At 63.5% G+C, this 14,367-nt stretch carries 14 protein-coding genes; 2 read left to right on the top strand and 12 right to left on the bottom strand.

The features are described from left to right. Positions 1 to 23 precede the first annotated feature (23 nt). Together BWP39_RS28510 and BWP39_RS28505 are read right to left on the bottom strand one after the other, a co-directional pair. The gene (locus BWP39_RS28510; protein ID WP_096725550.1) at positions 24 to 1,385 is read right to left on the bottom strand and encodes a hemolysin family protein; all 1,362 of its coding nucleotides are present in this window, start codon (positions 1,383 to 1,385) and stop codon (positions 24 to 26) included. A gap of 158 nt (positions 1,386 to 1,543) precedes the next feature. Continuing rightward, a complete protein-coding gene (locus tag BWP39_RS28505; RefSeq protein WP_207557155.1) occupies positions 1,544 to 2,344 on the bottom strand; it encodes a sensor histidine kinase in 801 nt (266 codons plus the stop codon). 201 nt (positions 2,345 to 2,545) lie between these two features. Between BWP39_RS28505 and BWP39_RS28500 the strand changes: the two genes are divergently transcribed. Then, positions 2,546 to 2,887 (top strand): FKBP-type peptidyl-prolyl cis-trans isomerase, encoded by a 342-nt coding sequence (locus tag BWP39_RS28500; protein WP_096725548.1) that lies wholly within the window; start codon positions 2,546 to 2,548, stop codon positions 2,885 to 2,887. Positions 2,888 to 2,922: 35 nt separating this feature from the next. Continuing rightward, positions 2,923 to 3,717: an AraC family transcriptional regulator gene (locus BWP39_RS28495; protein ID WP_096725547.1), complete on the top strand. Its 795-nt coding sequence runs from the start codon at positions 2,923 to 2,925 to the stop codon at positions 3,715 to 3,717. Positions 3,718 to 3,753: 36 nt separating this feature from the next. On the opposite strand, the gene BWP39_RS28490 is transcribed toward BWP39_RS28495, so the two are convergent. The 10 genes from BWP39_RS28490 to trpB all read right to left on the bottom strand — a co-directional run bounded on the left by BWP39_RS28490 (position 3,754) and on the right by trpB (position 14,354). Then, positions 3,754 to 4,002, bottom strand: coding sequence for a hypothetical protein (locus BWP39_RS28490; protein ID WP_096725546.1), 249 nt, complete (start codon positions 4,000 to 4,002; stop codon positions 3,754 to 3,756). 336 nt (positions 4,003 to 4,338) lie between these two features. Next, positions 4,339 to 5,526 (bottom strand): O-succinylhomoserine sulfhydrylase, encoded by a 1,188-nt coding sequence (locus BWP39_RS28485; protein WP_096725545.1) that lies wholly within the window; start codon positions 5,524 to 5,526, stop codon positions 4,339 to 4,341. A gap of 267 nt (positions 5,527 to 5,793) precedes the next feature. Beyond that, the gene (gene purF, locus BWP39_RS28480; RefSeq protein WP_096725544.1) at positions 5,794 to 7,341 is read right to left on the bottom strand and encodes an amidophosphoribosyltransferase; all 1,548 of its coding nucleotides are present in this window, start codon (positions 7,339 to 7,341) and stop codon (positions 5,794 to 5,796) included. A gap of 138 nt (positions 7,342 to 7,479) precedes the next feature. Next, positions 7,480 to 7,974, bottom strand: coding sequence for a CvpA family protein (locus tag BWP39_RS28475; protein ID WP_096725543.1), 495 nt, complete (start codon positions 7,972 to 7,974; stop codon positions 7,480 to 7,482). Between the two features lie 7 nt (positions 7,975 to 7,981). Beyond that, complete coding sequence (locus tag BWP39_RS28470; RefSeq protein ID WP_096725542.1) at positions 7,982 to 8,884, bottom strand: SPOR domain-containing protein; 903 nt, start codon at positions 8,882 to 8,884, stop codon at positions 7,982 to 7,984. Between the two features lie 28 nt (positions 8,885 to 8,912). After that, positions 8,913 to 10,226, bottom strand: coding sequence for a bifunctional tetrahydrofolate synthase/dihydrofolate synthase (folC, locus tag BWP39_RS28465; RefSeq protein ID WP_096725541.1), 1,314 nt, complete (start codon positions 10,224 to 10,226; stop codon positions 8,913 to 8,915). Positions 10,227 to 10,368: 142 nt separating this feature from the next. Then, complete coding sequence (gene accD, locus BWP39_RS28460; RefSeq protein WP_096725540.1) at positions 10,369 to 11,241, bottom strand: acetyl-CoA carboxylase, carboxyltransferase subunit beta; 873 nt, start codon at positions 11,239 to 11,241, stop codon at positions 10,369 to 10,371. Positions 11,242 to 11,328: 87 nt separating this feature from the next. Then, positions 11,329 to 12,144 (bottom strand): tryptophan synthase subunit alpha, encoded by an 816-nt coding sequence (gene trpA / locus BWP39_RS28455; protein WP_096725539.1) that lies wholly within the window; start codon positions 12,142 to 12,144, stop codon positions 11,329 to 11,331. Positions 12,145 to 12,180: 36 nt separating this feature from the next. Next, a complete protein-coding gene (locus BWP39_RS28450) occupies positions 12,181 to 13,149 on the bottom strand; it encodes a DNA-methyltransferase (RefSeq protein ID WP_096725538.1) in 969 nt (322 codons plus the stop codon). A gap of 11 nt (positions 13,150 to 13,160) precedes the next feature. Then, on the bottom strand, positions 13,161 to 14,354 hold the full coding sequence (gene trpB / locus BWP39_RS28445) for a tryptophan synthase subunit beta (RefSeq protein WP_091012526.1): 1,194 nt from the start codon (positions 14,352 to 14,354) through the stop codon (positions 13,161 to 13,163). Positions 14,355 to 14,367 lie beyond the last annotated feature (13 nt).

The raw sequence follows: 14,367 nt of genomic DNA, 5'->3' as shown, positions 1-14,367 counted from the left end.
GCAGCAGCCGAAACGACGCGCGCCTAACCGCCCTCGTCGTCGAACCGCTTCGGATACACACGCACGAGCACGATCCGCGGACCGCGCATCTTCTTGACGACGACATCGAAGCGATCAAACGAAACACGCTGGCCTTCTTCGGGCAGATCGTTGAGCGCCTGAATCACGAGACCACCCACCGATTCCGCCCGACCTTCGTCGATATCGATACCCAGCGCGCGCTCCAGCGATACCACCGGCAAGCTCCCCTTGCCCATCAGCGTGCCGTCGTCCATCCGCGTCCAGTCGGCGTCGCCCTGGCGGAACTCGTCGTGAATCTGGCCCACCAGCGCGCCAAGCAGATTGTCGAGCGTCAGGAAGCCGATCGGCTGCGCGTTCTTGTGGCCGACCAGCGCGAAGTGCGGCGCGCCCTTGCGAAAGCGCCGGAACAGTTCGAGCGCAGGCATCGTCGGCTTCACATACTGAACCGGCCGTGCGTACTGGGCCAGATCTTCGAGCGTGCTGCCTGCGTGGCGCGCAAGCAGCAGGTCCTTCAGGTGGATCATGCCGTCCACACGCACACCGGACGCATCGTCGAACAACGGGTAGCGGCTAAAACGATGCTGCGCGACCACCTGCATGTTGTCGCGCAACGGCAGATCGCGGCGCAGACCGACCATCTCGTGGGCAGGCCGCATCAGATCGGAGACGGTCATGCGCGAAAAATCGAGTGAATGCGCGATCGTGTTCCATTCGTCCTGGCTATAGGCACCTTCGCCAAGCACGTTGTCAGGATGACCGTCCTTCTGTTGCTCGACGCCGGCGCGCCGGCCGCGCAGGATCAACTTCAGTTCGTCGTTCGAGTAATGCGCATCGCCACCATGCTCCGACGACAGCCCCGTGACGCGCAACACCGCGTTCGCGCTGTTGTTGAGCAACCAGATGGCCGGGTACATCGCCCAGTAGAAACCGTACAGCGGCATCGCGGTCCACAGCGAGATGCGCTCGGCCTGGCGGATCGCCAGCGACTTCGGCGCCAGCTCACCAACGACGATGTGCAGAAACGATATGCAGGTGAACGCGAAGAACAGCGAGATTGCGTGTGTGAGCGGCAGCGAGTGGATGCCGAGCACTTCGAACAGCGGCGATAGCAGTTCGGCAAATGCGGGTTCACCGATCCAGCCAAGCCCCAACGATGCGAGCGTGATGCCGAGCTGGCAGGCGGACAGATACGCGTCGAGATGACCGTGGACCTTCGCCAGCAGGCGGCCGCGCAGGCCGTGCTTTTTCGCCAGCGCCTGCACGCGCGTTTGCCGCAGTTTGACGAGACCGAATTCGGCGGCGACGAAGAAGCCGTTGAGCGCAACGAGCAATAACGCGCCGATGATGGCGACAACCTGGATCAAGAGGGGAAGCTCCGGAAGCAAAAGTCGTCAGTATAGAGGTCGCAAGCCAGCTGAAAGCCGATCGTGTCAAAAAGCGGCGGCTACGGGTCTGCGGCTTTTTGCCGTAGCGCTCCGCGGGTGTTCATGCCGCCACGCGCTGCCGGCTGCTGGTTGCTGGTCTACGCTCCGGCCAGCGGCACTCGCAGCGCGAGCGTCGCGGCACCACCGGGCTCTGCTGCATCGTTCTGCTCGAACGTGCCGCCGTGCGCTTCGGCCACGCGCCTGCACAGCGCCAGCACCCACGCTATACGACCGGCTTCGCACGGCACCTGGGCTTGCCTGCGCGCAAACGCTTCGAGCAGGTGGGGCGCATCGGCGGCATCGAATGCGGCCGGTGTTGGGTGGAACGTAACAGTGGTGTGCCACACGGTGCCATCGACGGCCGTCGCGAGCGTCACCGGCGACGCCGCAGCACTCGCTTCGACTGCAAACGTCAGCATCAGCCACAGCGCGGCAGCCAGCCGGTCGCGGTCGCCGCTCAACTGGTCGGTGGACAGTTGCGTGTCGACTTCGATCGGCACCTCGCGCGGTGCCGCCAGTGTGGTGCGGACCTCGCCGAGCGTCTCGTCGACGAGTGGCCACAACGCGAACGGCGTAGTGTCGAGCGCGAGCGTGCGCGTCTCTGCGCGCGTCGTATCGACGATCTCTTCGAGCAGTTTCACCTGCTGTTCGACACCCGTGCGGATGCCGCCTAGCGCGCGTTGCCCTGCGCTATCGGCGGCATCGAGCTTGCGCTCCAGCACGTAAGCCCAGCTATGAATCGCGTTTAGCGGGCCGCGCAGATCGTGCGATACCAGCGACAACACATGGTCGCGCATGAAGAGCGCGGTTTCGGCGCGCCGGCGCGCGGTGCGTTCGTAGGCGGTGGAATCGGGACGGCCGGGCTGCACAGCACCCGCCCCAGCAGAAGACGTACTCACGTTTGAAGCCCTCTCGGTGCAGGGATGGTCATCATGACGCCCATTATGGCAGGCCGTTCCGGCGCCCTGGATCGCCGGTTGATCGGAATAGAGGTAGCACGTAGCGGGCCCGGTCGGCCGGCAACCTGCGCGCGACTCGAAACGGCCGACCAACCTCGCCTACAATACCGGTTCTTAACGATTTGTCTGAAGGAGTGTGTCATGTCTAGCGTCACCACCGAGTCCGGCCTCAAATACGAAGATCTGACCGAAGGCAGCGGCGCTGAAGCCGTCAAAGGCAAGACCGTCAGCGTGCATTACACCGGCTGGTTGACCGACGGCCAGAAGTTCGATTCGAGCAAGGATCGCAACGATCCGTTCGAGTTCGTGCTGGGCGGCGGGATGGTCATCAAGGGTTGGGATGAAGGCGTGCAGGGCATGAAAGTCGGCGGTGTGCGCCGTCTGACGATTCCGCCGCAACTCGGCTACGGCCCGCGCGGCGCAGGCGGCGTGATTCCGCCGAATGCAACGCTCGTGTTCGAAGTCGAACTGCTTGGCGTCTGAGTCCCACACGCTGCTGTCAACCACACCGTTAGCCCATGCTGCCGATGCCCCTCGCACCCAGCGTTTCGTTGCGCCGTTTCGGCGCCATCGAAGCGTCGGATGTACACGACTTCCATCAGGTCGTGCTGGGGCTCGACGGCTCGATGGTGATGGCGGTAGATGGGGTTGGCGAGCAGATTGCCAGCGGTTCCGCGTGGCTCGTTCCGGCGGGCTCGCGGCACGACTACTCGGGGCTCGGTGAAAACTGCCAGCTCGTGCTCGATTTACCTGCTGCTTCGCTGGCCGTGCCCGAGCGTCTGTTCGACCGGGCGCGCGCCGTGACTGTCGATCCGTACATGACTCAGCTCGTGCGCCAGATCGCTGCGGGCGCCACGCTCGGCATACCCGCCGAACCCACCACGCTAGCGCCGTACCTGCGGCGCTTCAACTGGGATGCGGCCGCGCGCCTGTGCGCCGCGATCCTCTCGAACACCGGCGCTGTGCCGGCAAGCCGCGCCGGACTACCCTGCCCCGGCCTCGACTTCGCGCGCATTGACCGCTGGCTGCGCGCGCATCTCGCGGAGCCGCTACGCATTGCCGATCTCGCCGCGCATTGCGGCTTCGGTATGCGGCGCTTTCATCAGTTGTTCATCGATGCGTTCGGCGAGACGCCGCATCGCTATCTGCAGCGACTCCGGCTCGATACTTCGGTGACGCTGCTCGCCGATCCGCGCCGCTCGCTGGCCGATATCGCGTTCGACATCGGCTTCGCCGATCAGAGCGCGTTCACGCATGCATTCACACGGCGCTTCGGTCTCGCTCCAGGGCAATGGCGCGCGCTGCGGCACTGAACGACGCACCGCGCCGTCCGGACAATAAAGACGTACTCAGGTTAGCGTGGCCGTCAGCACAGAACTGCCAGCAAGCGGCTCATAGAGGCTGGTGAACAGCGAGTCCTGCATGCAATAGATCGCATCTCCCGGCGGTGTGATCACCCAGTCGCCGGGTTTGACGTCGCGCCATCCTTCGGGTGTGGCGATGGACCACACGCCATCGTGTTGTTCAACGGCTGGATGATCGCCTGGCGAAAACCATCGGGTGGCTTCGACAATGCAATTGCGTTTGGCAAATTTCAACCCGGCCTCCTCATCGGGATGGGCGCACCGGCACTGATCCGGATGTGCAGTTCACGTTTCTCGGTTTCGCGTTCAGGCCGGGAACGGCATCGGACGGAAGGTCAAGAGGTTGCCGCAGGGCTCCCGGCGTCGCAAAGAACGGCCGAGAAAGGGCGAGCGTCATACTGACATCACGGACCCGTTTGTACTGTTCAGTTTTGTTCGGGTTTTGTCCGGTTTTGTGCGGCGAGGTAGTGATGCGCGTCGAGCGGCGGACAGCGCTGTCGATGCCATCCGTTCTGAACCCCCATGACCAGCCAGCTTCCTTCCGGCCATGGGGTTCTCATCCAGGCCCGGCTACCCCAGACCGCGCGCGAGATCGCCGCGGATATCGCCGGCGTTTTCGAGGCCGACTGCAAGCCGGATCAAGCCTTCTGTAATCCCCGCTGCGGCCCGTGCTTCCGGCGTGATACGACTGTGCGTCGTCGTCGCCGGATGCGTGACGGTCGTGCGCGTATCGCCGAGGTTGGCAGTAATCGAACAGATCTTCGTGCCGTCGATCACGCGCCATGCGTTCGCACGCTGCGCCTCGGGCGTCTCGCCCTTCAGCTCGAACGAAACGATCGCACCGCCGGCCTTCTGCTGACGCTTCGCGATCTCGTACTGCGGATGCGATTCGAGCCCCGGGTAAAACACCCGCTTCACGGCCGGATGACTCTCAAGCCAGCCCGCAATTTCCAGCGCATTCGCCGACTGCTTCTCGACGCGCAACGACAGTGTCTCCATGCCCTTCAGCAGCACCCATGCGTTGAACGCGGACAGCGTCGGACCGGCGCTGCGCACGAACGGAAACACCTTCTCCATGATGAACTGCCGCGAACCAACCAGCGCGCCACCAAGCACGCGACCCTGGCCATCAAGAAACTTGGTCGCTGAGTGCATCACGACATCCGCGCCGAGCTTCAGCGGCTGCTGCAACGCCGGGCTGCAAAAACAGTTATCGACGACGAACAACGCGTTCGCCGCTTTCGCGATCTTGCCGATCGCTTCGATGTCGGCGATCTCGGTCAGCGGGTTGGACGGCGTTTCGAGGAAGAACATCTTCGTCTCGGGACGCACGGCGTTTTTCCACGCATCGAGATCGGTCGGATCGACGAACGTGGTCGTAATGCCGAAACGCGTGAAGATCTGCGAGAACATGCCAAGCGTCGAACCGAACAGACTCTGCGAACTGACCAGGTGGTCGCCCGACTGCAACGCCGACATCACCACCGACAGGATCGCGCTCATCCCCGACGCCGTCGCCATGCACGCCTCGCCGCCTTCGAGCGCAGCAAGACGATCCTGGAACATCGTGACGGTTGGGTTGGTGAAGCGCGAGTAGGTGTAATAGTCCTCGGAATGCTTGAAGCGATCGGCGGCTTCGGCTGCGTTCGCAAAGCAGAAGCTCGACGTCAGGAAGATCGCTTCCGAGTGCTCGTTGAACTCGCTACGCACCGTACCGGCCCGCACGGAGAGGGTGTCGAAATTGAGGGAGTCGTCCATGGTGATTCGGTTCCGTTATTCAGTCGGCGCGGTCTTGATCATGACCGTGCCGGCAACAAAAAAGCCCGCTTTGCGTCGGCATAAGCGGGCTTCATGTGCGGGGAAAGCTGGAGCGCTGGTGGCATAGATAAACCCCACCATTCGCTTTAGCTGTTTTGGGTTGCCCCGCGTCCGCAAGCTGAGATCAAATCGACGCAAGTCCCGATGCTAGCACAGACGCGCAGCAAAGAGGCGGTGAGGCCGCCTCTTGCCCACGCATTGCGCGTGTTACTCCACCGACAGTTGCAGATGCAGCTGCGAACGCGCGGCACCGCCGTCGATCGCATCGCTTGCCGCATCGCGGTCCGACAGCGCAGACGGTGTGAGACGCGCGAGTTCGACGCCATCGAGGTACGCGCTCGTGATATCGCCGGTGATGTACTTACCGTCGAAGCACGACGCGTCGAACTCCTTCAGCGCCGGGTTGATATCGCGAATCGCCTGCTTCAGCGCGTCGACATCCTGATACACGAGATGATCCGCGCCGATCATGCGCGCGACTTCCTCGTCGGTATGGCCGTGCGCGACGAGTTCGCCGCGCGTCGGCATATCGATGCCGTAGACGTTCGGGAATTTCACCGGCGGCGCCGCCGAAGCGAAGATCACCTTGGCTGCGCCGGCGTTGCGCGCCATCTGGACGATTTCATGCGACGTGGTGCCGCGCACGATCGAATCGTCGACGATCAGGATGTTTTTGCCCTTGAACTCGATACCCATCGCGTTCAGCTTCTGGCGCACCGATTTTTTACGCACCGCCTGGCCGGGCATGATGAACGTGCGGCCGACATAGCGGTTCTTGAAGAAGCCTTCGCGATACTCGACACCGAGCTTCAACGCGACCTGCATCGCCGCGGGACGCGACGAATCGGGGATCGGCATCACAACGTCGATCTTCACGTCGGGCAGCACGCGCTTGATCTTTTCCGCGAGGTAGTCACCCATCCGCAGACGTGCGTTGTACACCGGCACGCCGTCGAGCACCGAGTCGGGCCGTGCGAGATACACGAGTTCGAAGATGCAGGGGTTCAGGCTCGGGTTGGTCGCGCACTGCTGCGCATGCAGATTGCCGTCGAGGTCGATGAAGATCGCTTCACCCGGCGCCACGTCGCGCACGAATTCGAAACCGATACCTTCGATCGCCACCGATTCCGACGCCACGATCCATTCGACACCTTCCGAGGTCTCGAGCTTGCCGAGGCACAGCGGGCGAATCCCGAACGGATCGCGGAACGCGAGCAGCCCGTAGCCGGCGATCAGCGACACGATCGCATACGAACCCTTCACCCGATGATGCACACCCGCGACTGCCTTGAAGACCGCGGCCGGGTCGAGCTGCAGGCCAGAGCTGGACAGCTGCAGTTCGTGCGCGAGCACGTTGAGCAGCACTTCCGTATCGGAATTGGTATTGATGTGGCGCCGGTCGACGCGGAACATCTCTTCTTTCAGCTGCGGCCAGTTGGTCAGGTTGCCGTTGTGCGCGAGGATGATGCCGAACGGCGCGTTGACGTAGAACGGCTGGGCCTCCTCCTCGCTCGAAGCGGAACCTGCCGTCGGGTAACGCACCTGGCCGATGCCGGTGGTACCCGGCAGACTGCGCATGTTGCGCGTGCGGAACACGTCGCGCACCATGCCGTTGGCTTTGTGCATGTGGAAATTACTGCCGTTCGCCGTTGCGATGCCGGCCGCGTCCTGACCGCGATGCTGCAGAAGCAGCAGGCTGTCATAAAGCAGCTGGTTGACGGGGGAACGGGAAACTACGCCTACGATGCCGCACATGGCATGTCCTTCAAAGGTACGAAATTCGTAACGGCGGCCGGTGCCGGGGCGGCATCCGGGTCGCGCCGGTGTCCTGCATGCTTCGCCGGTGGGCTGCCTCCGCCTCGTCCTCACGCGCCTGATTCTCCTCAGGAGAAATCAAACGCGGACGTAGGCGGCAAGCATCGCGGGAAGCAGCGGTTTCAGTTCGCGCACGCCCTGTTCGGCGTAGGGCCGCAACAGCGCATCGCGCCAGAATTCCTGCTGGGGTAGCTGGGTCAAGCCTGCAAGGGCGACCAGCAGCAGCACCAGCACGACCCCGCGGACGAGGCCGAACAGCAGGCCCAGCGAGCGGTCCACACCGCTCAGGCCGCTCGCCTGGACGAGGCGGCTTAATAGCGCATTCGCCACGCCGGCTACCAGCACCACACCGACGACGATCGCGAGAAACGCGATCAGCCACTGGGTCAGCGCCCCGCCCGGCCACGTGGCCGGAACCCACGGTGTAACGTTGCCGACGAAGCGGCAGGCGATCAGGAAAGCCACGATCCAGCCGATCAGCGCAAATACTTCGGACAGAAAGCCGCGCCACGTGCCCCGTAGCGCCGATAAACCGATCACCGCCATTACAGCGTAGTCGAAGGCGGTGAACATCGCCTGGTTACTGTGTGCTGTCGTTCGCGCCCGCCGTCAGACCGGCGTCGCGTACTTTTGCAATGGCCGCCGACGCCGCCGCCCGATCGGCAAACGGACCGGCGCGCAGCAGCGTGCGGGTCGAGCCGTCCGGCTGCTTACGACGTTCGGTATATGCGGGCACGCCGGCCGCTTTCAATTTGGTCGCCCAGGTTTTCGCGCTCGTGTCGTCCGGGAAGGAGCCGAGCTGAACCGCAAAGCGGCTGCCGGGGGGCGACGCGGGCGTGCCCGAATCGGCGTCTGCGGCGGCGGCAGACGGCGGGTTGTCCGCGGTCTGGGTGGCCGGGGCCGGCGCCTGACGGGGCGGCTTTGTCGCGTTTGCGGGTGCGTTGTTGGTTGTCGTGGCTGTCGTAGCCGGGGTCGGCTTCGCAGCCGGTTTCGCTGCTGGTTTCGTCGCAGTCGAGGTGGCTGCCGCTGCCATTGCCGCCGTGCCCGTCGCCGTATGTGCAGAAGCCAGCCCGGAAGCCGCGAGCGTTGCGTCGGGCGACGGACTGTCGGGGGCGACACCGGCCTGCGTATCTTCAGGCGCCGTGCTGGCCTTCGGCGCAGGGCGGTTCGGAATATCGATCGAAATGTCGTCGGTGACGGGCTTCGGGTGCGAATCGAGCACCATCGGCAGGATCACGACCGCAGCGATAACCAGCGCAATTGCGCCGACGAGGCGCCTGCGCGCTCGCTGTTTCTCGGGCAGGGTGGGGTCGAGCAGCATCGCGTCGGCGTCGCCGGACCGGTCCGTGCGGCGGCTGCGCCGCTCGACACGGGCCCCGAATGCAGTCCCCTTGGACTCGGTACGGGTACCCCGGCTAGAGCCGGTCTGTGCGCCGCGCCGGGTAGACGCGTCGTCTTTCTTGCCGAACGAGAAAATTCCCATGAATGGCTTGGTTCGAGCTTCCGCGCGGTCAGTGTTGCTGCGATTTACGATAGGACATAACGCCAGCTACCGTATAGAAACTTCCGAAAACCACGATTCTATCATTGTCGGACGCTCGTTTTAGCGCGTCCTGGAACGCTTCTGCAGGCGACGCATGGCGCGTGACGCTGGTATCCGGCCCGTCGACCACACCGGCTTCGCGCAGCGCCCCCTCGATAGCTTCCGCGGAAGCCGCGCGTGGCGTCGGTAGCGCGGTGACGCACCAGTGATCGATCTCGCCTTTCACGTGCTCCAGCACCCCGGCGATATCCTTGTCGCCCATCGCGCCAAATACCGCGTACGTGTAGGGAAAAAAGCCCATATTGCCGAGATTCTGCGCGAGCACGGCGGCCGCGTGCGGGTTGTGACCGACGTCGAGCACGACAGCGGGCTTGCCCGGCAACACCTGGAAGCGCCCCGCCAGTTCGACGTTTGCGAGCCCTAGGCGGATGTCCTGCGCCGACACGGGCAGACGGTCGCGCAGGGCTTCGAGACCGGCCAGCGCGGCTGTCGTGTTGATCAGCTGGTTGGCGCCGCGCAACGCCGGATAGGCGAGCGCGGAACGGCGCAGTGTCGGGCCGATGTAGCTCCATTGCTGACGCTCGCTGCCAGCCTGCCCTTCGTAGCGGAAATCGCGGCCGAACAGCCACAGTTCGGCACCGATCTTCTCGGCGTAATCGATCAACGTCTGCGGCGGCACCGGGTCGGCGCAAATTGCGGGCTTGCCTGGCCGGAAAATACCTGCTTTCTCGAAGGCGATTTTCTCGCGCGTATCGCCGAGGTACTCGGTGTGATCGATGTCGATGCTGGTGACGATCGCGCAATCGGTATCGAGGATGTTCACCGCGTCGAGCCGGCCGCCGAGTCCCACTTCGAAGATCACCGCATCGAACCCGCGCGAGGCGAACAGATGCATGATCGCGAGCGTCGTGAACTCGAAGTACGTGAGCGAAACGGGTTCCGCGAGACTCAAGCGAGCCGCTTCAACAGCGGCGAAATGCGGTAGCAGATCGGCGTCGGTGGCGACCTCGCCATTGATGCGCGCACGCTCGTTGAACACCAGCAGATGCGGCGACGTGTGACAGCCGACGGTGTAGCCGGCTCGCAGCAGGATCGATTCGAGAATCGCGCAAGTCGAGCCTTTGCCGTTCGTGCCGCCCACCGTGATGATCGGGCAGGCGAACTGCAGGTTCAGCGCATCGCGTACGAGGCTGATGCGCGTGAGACCCATGTCGATGCCGACCGGATGCGCGGATTCAAGGTGCGTCAGCCACGCGTCGAGGCTGGGGAAGGGGTAGCTCATCGGATGGATCGCTTAAGACGGGGATAAACCGGTACCGCGGAACGGCATTATCCCGGAAACGGCAGCGTACCGCTCGATTGCGAGGTGAAACCATGAAGCGACGAGGCGGCGGGCGCCGCCTCGCGAGAACACCAACCGCCGCTCAGGCGACCGCGTCCACCGGCAGACGCGTCAGCAGCGCCATCAGGCGTGCAATCTCTTCGCGCAGCTTGCGGCGGTCGACGATCATGTCGATGGCGCCCTTCTGTATCAGGAATTCCGAGCGCTGGAAGCCTTCGGGCAGCTTTTCGCGCACCGTCTGTTCGATCACGCGCGGCCCGGCAAAGCCGATCAGTGCCTTCGGTTCGGCAATCACGACGTCGCCGAGGAACGCAAAGCTTGCCGACACCCCGCCCATGGTCGGATCGGTCAGCACGGAGATAAACGGCAGCTTCGCTTCCGCCAGTTTCGTGAGCATCGCGGTGGTCTTGGCCATCTGCATCAGCGACAGCAAGCTTTCCTGCATCCGCGCGCCACCCGAAGCGGTAAAGCAGATAAACGGCACCTGCTGCTCGAGCGCGTTCTGTGCCGCGCGCGCAAAACGCTCGCCGACCACAGACCCCATCGAGCCGCCCATGAACGAGAACTCGAAGCACGCGACCACCACCGGCAGCGTGTGAATCGCGCCGCCCATGACGACCATGGCGTCGGTTTCGTCGGTTTCGTCCATCGCCTCTTTCAGGCGATCCGGATACTTGCGGCTGTCCTTGAACTTGAGCGCATCGACCGGGAGGATTTCCTGGCCGATTTCATAGCGGCCTTCCGGATCGAGCAGGCCGTCGAGCCGCTCGCGCGCACCGATCCGCATGTGGTGGTCGCATTTCGGACACACATGCAGATTGGCCTCGACGTCGTTGCGGTACAGCACCGCTTCGCACGACGGGCATTTGATCCACAAACCTTCCGGAATACCCTTGCGGTTCTTCGGGTCGGTTTGCTTGATTTTCGGCGGCAGCAGTTTGTCGAGCCAGCTCATGGTGTTTCCTTCCTGAATCGCGACACGGGCGGCAGCAGAAACTCCTGCTGCCGCCCGACGCGACAAATTAAGACGACAAGATAACGGTTAGCGGGTCGCAGCCCCGATGCTATCCACCGCCTGACGCACTTCCGCGATGAAGCGCGTCAGTGTGTCTGCAGCAGTGTCCGGAGCGGCGGTTTCCAGCAATTGCACGATACGGCTACCGATCACGACGGCATCGGACACCTCGGCGACCGCACGCGCAGTCTGCGCGTCACGGATGCCAAAACCGACGCCTACCGGCAGCGGAACGCGCGACTTAATGGCCGGGATTTTACCCGCGATACTGTAAACGTCCAGATTTGCCGCACCTGTCACCCCTTTCAGGGACACATAGTAGACATAGCCGCTAGCGATCTTGCCTACCTCAGCGATACGCTCATCGGTTGAGGTGGGGGCCAGCAGGAAGATCGGATCGATACCGGAAGATCGCATTTTTTCGGCGAAATTAACCGATTCTTCCGGTGGGTAGTCGACAACCAGCACACCGTCGACACCTGCGTCCTGGGCCGCTGCGGCGAACGCATCGGCGCCCATCCGTTCGATCGGATTCGCGTAGCCCATCAACACCACCGGCGTCGTCTGGTTGCTCTCGCGAAAGCGTTTTACGTCGGCCAGTACGTGACGCAACGACACGCCACGCGCGAGCGCGCGCTCCGACGACTGCTGGATCACCGGGCCGTCGGCCATCGGGTCCGAAAACGGCACGCCGAGTTCGATGACATCCGCGCCGCCGGCGGCAAGCGCATGCATGAATTCGACGGTGCGCTCAGGATCGGGGTCGCCCGCCGTCATGAACGGGATCAGCCCTTTCCTGCCTTGTGCGGCCAGTGCCGCGAACGTGCTTTTGATACGGGACATGAATTTTCTCTCGAGTGAGACTGCGCGCCGACGGCTTTACGTCGTAGCCGTGGTGGTAGCCGACACGGAATCGTCCGGCTCGGCCGCCACGGGCGCGGCGATCGCGCTGACGCGTTCGCGCGCTATCGCGCAGTAACTTGCATTGATTTCATAGCCAACGAATTCGCGCTGCTGACGGGCGCAGGCAACGGCGGTGGTGCCGCTTCCCATAAACGGGTCGAGCACGCGGCCGCCCGGCGGGCAGCTCGCGAGCACCATCCGCTCGACGATTTCCAGAGGCTTCTGGGTCGGATGGTCGACGCGTTCGGCATGCTGCCGGTGCAGTCGCGACACGGACCAGACGTCCTTCGGGTTATAGCCGAGCTCCAGCCATTTACTGCCCTCGAACAGCTTGCGCGAACGGGCCTTCTTGGTCGCGGCGTCGTACGGGATGCGGATGGGATCGAGATCGAAGTAGTAGTCCTTCGATACCGCGAAGAAACCGATGTTGTCGTGCACCGACGTAAAGCGGCGCGTCGTGCCGCCCATGCTCGGCACGCGCCGGTCCCAGATGATCTCGTTGACCATCGTGAGTCGGGTCTTCAGGAAACTGAAGATTTCCGGCGCGTATTGCCAGGTGCAGAACACATACAGCGAACCAGTCGGCTTGAGCTTCGGAATAGCCAGCTCGAGCCAGCCACGCGTCCAGGCGATAAAGTCCTCGCCCGAGCGCATGTCCGAATCGTTGCCGTAGTCCTTGCCGAGCCCGTACGGCGGGTCGGCGAGGATCAGGTCGATCGACGCATCCGGGAGGTTCGCTACCTCGGTCAGAAAATCGCGGTTCCACAGTTCGATGCCGGGAGGCAGCGGCAGCTCGGCAGTCGAAGCACGCGCACCGACCGGTGCGTCTGCCTCCAATGCTTGCGCTGCTTCTGTTGCTGTTGCCTCGGCCAGCACGGCCGTCCCGGCAGGCACCGTCGTTTCGGCGATGTCTGCCGGTTGCGGCTCGTCGAACTCGTCGCGCATCGTCGCGGCGCTCAGAACGTAATGCCCGATCGCTCGGCGACCGTATGCATGTCCTTGTCGCCGCGGCCCGACAGGTTGACCAGCAGATTCTTGCCCTTCGGCAAGGTCGGCGCGAGTTTGGTGGCGTACGCGAGTGCGTGGCTCGATTCGAGGGCCGGGATGATGCCCTCGATGCGGCAGCAGTCGTGGAAGGCCTGGAGCGCTTCTTCGTCGGTGACGGAGACGTATTGCGCACGGCCGTTGTCCTTCAGCCATGCATGCTCGGGACCGACGCCAGGATAGTCGAGGCCGGCCGAGACCGAATGCGTCTCGATGATCTGGCCGTTCTCGTCCTGCAGCAGATAGGTGCGGTTGCCGTGCAGCACGCCGGGGCTACCACCCGTCAGCGAGGCTGCGTGGCGGCCGGTTTCGATACCGTCGCCAGCGGCTTCGACACCGATCAACTGCACGGAAGTGTCGTCGATATACGGGTAAAAGATCCCCATCGCATTCGATCCACCACCGATACACGCAATCACCGAATCCGGCTGTCGGCCCGTCAGTTCGGGCATCTGCACCTTGCATTCGTCACCGATCACGCGCTGGAAATCACGCACCATCATCGGATACGGGTGCGGGCCCGCCACCGTACCGATGATGTAGAAGGTGTTTTCGACGTTGGTGACCCAGTCGCGCATCGCTTCGTTGAGCGCGTCCTTCAGCGTGCGCGAGCCGGACTGGACCGGTACGACGGTCGCGCCGAGCAGCTTCATCCGGTAGACGTTGGCGGCCTGGCGGTGGATATCCTCGGCGCCCATGTAGACGACGCATTCCATGCCGAACCGGGCTGCGATCGTTGCGGTCGCGACGCCATGCTGCCCTGCGCCGGTTTCCGCAATCACGCGCGGCTTGCCCATGCGTTTGGCGAGCAGCGCCTGGCCGATCACGTTGTTTATCTTGTGGGCGCCCGTGTGGTTCAGGTCCTCGCGCTTGAGGAAGATCTGCGCGCCGCCGAGCGTCTCGCTCCAGCGCTGCGCGTGATAGATGGGAGACGGACGACCGACGAAATGCTTCAGTTCGCGCTCATATTCGGCGACGAAGTCGGGATCCTGCTGGTATTTGGCGTAGGCCGCACGCAGCTCGTCGAGTGCGTGAACCAGGGTTTCGGCGACGAATATGCCGCCATATTGGCCGAAATGGCCTCTTTCGTCTGGCAAGTTGTACATTGTGTCACTCTTC

This window comes from Paraburkholderia acidicola (assembly GCF_002362315.1).
Classification (GTDB): domain Bacteria; phylum Pseudomonadota; class Gammaproteobacteria; order Burkholderiales; family Burkholderiaceae; genus Paraburkholderia; species Paraburkholderia acidicola.
Note: the sequence above shows the minus strand (reverse complement) of the source record. Positions and strands in the feature narration are given on the sequence as shown.

Bases quoted from the DNA above. Each gene is read 5' to 3' on its own strand.
- BWP39_RS28500 (WP_096725548.1), top strand. From the start codon at position 2,546: ATGTCTAGCGTCACCACCGAGTCCGGCCTCAAATACGAAGATCTGACC.
- BWP39_RS28495 (WP_096725547.1), top strand. From the start codon at position 2,923: ATGCTGCCGATGCCCCTCGCACCCAGCGTTTCGTTGCGCCGTTTCGGC.
- BWP39_RS28485 (WP_096725545.1), bottom strand. From the start codon at position 5,526: ATGGACGACTCCCTCAATTTCGACACCCTCTCCGTGCGGGCCGGTACG.
- purF (WP_096725544.1), bottom strand. From the start codon at position 7,341: ATGTGCGGCATCGTAGGCGTAGTTTCCCGTTCCCCCGTCAACCAGCTG.
- BWP39_RS28475 (WP_096725543.1), bottom strand. From the start codon at position 7,974: ATGTTCACCGCCTTCGACTACGCTGTAATGGCGGTGATCGGTTTATCG.
- BWP39_RS28470 (WP_096725542.1), bottom strand. From the start codon at position 8,884: ATGGGAATTTTCTCGTTCGGCAAGAAAGACGACGCGTCTACCCGGCGC.
- folC (WP_096725541.1), bottom strand. From the start codon at position 10,226: ATGAGCTACCCCTTCCCCAGCCTCGACGCGTGGCTGACGCACCTTGAA.
- accD (WP_096725540.1), bottom strand. From the start codon at position 11,241: ATGAGCTGGCTCGACAAACTGCTGCCGCCGAAAATCAAGCAAACCGAC.
- trpA (WP_096725539.1), bottom strand. From the start codon at position 12,144: ATGTCCCGTATCAAAAGCACGTTCGCGGCACTGGCCGCACAAGGCAGG.
- BWP39_RS28450 (WP_096725538.1), bottom strand. From the start codon at position 13,149: ATGCGCGACGAGTTCGACGAGCCGCAACCGGCAGACATCGCCGAAACG.
- trpB (WP_091012526.1), bottom strand. From the start codon at position 14,354: ATGTACAACTTGCCAGACGAAAGAGGCCATTTCGGCCAATATGGCGGC.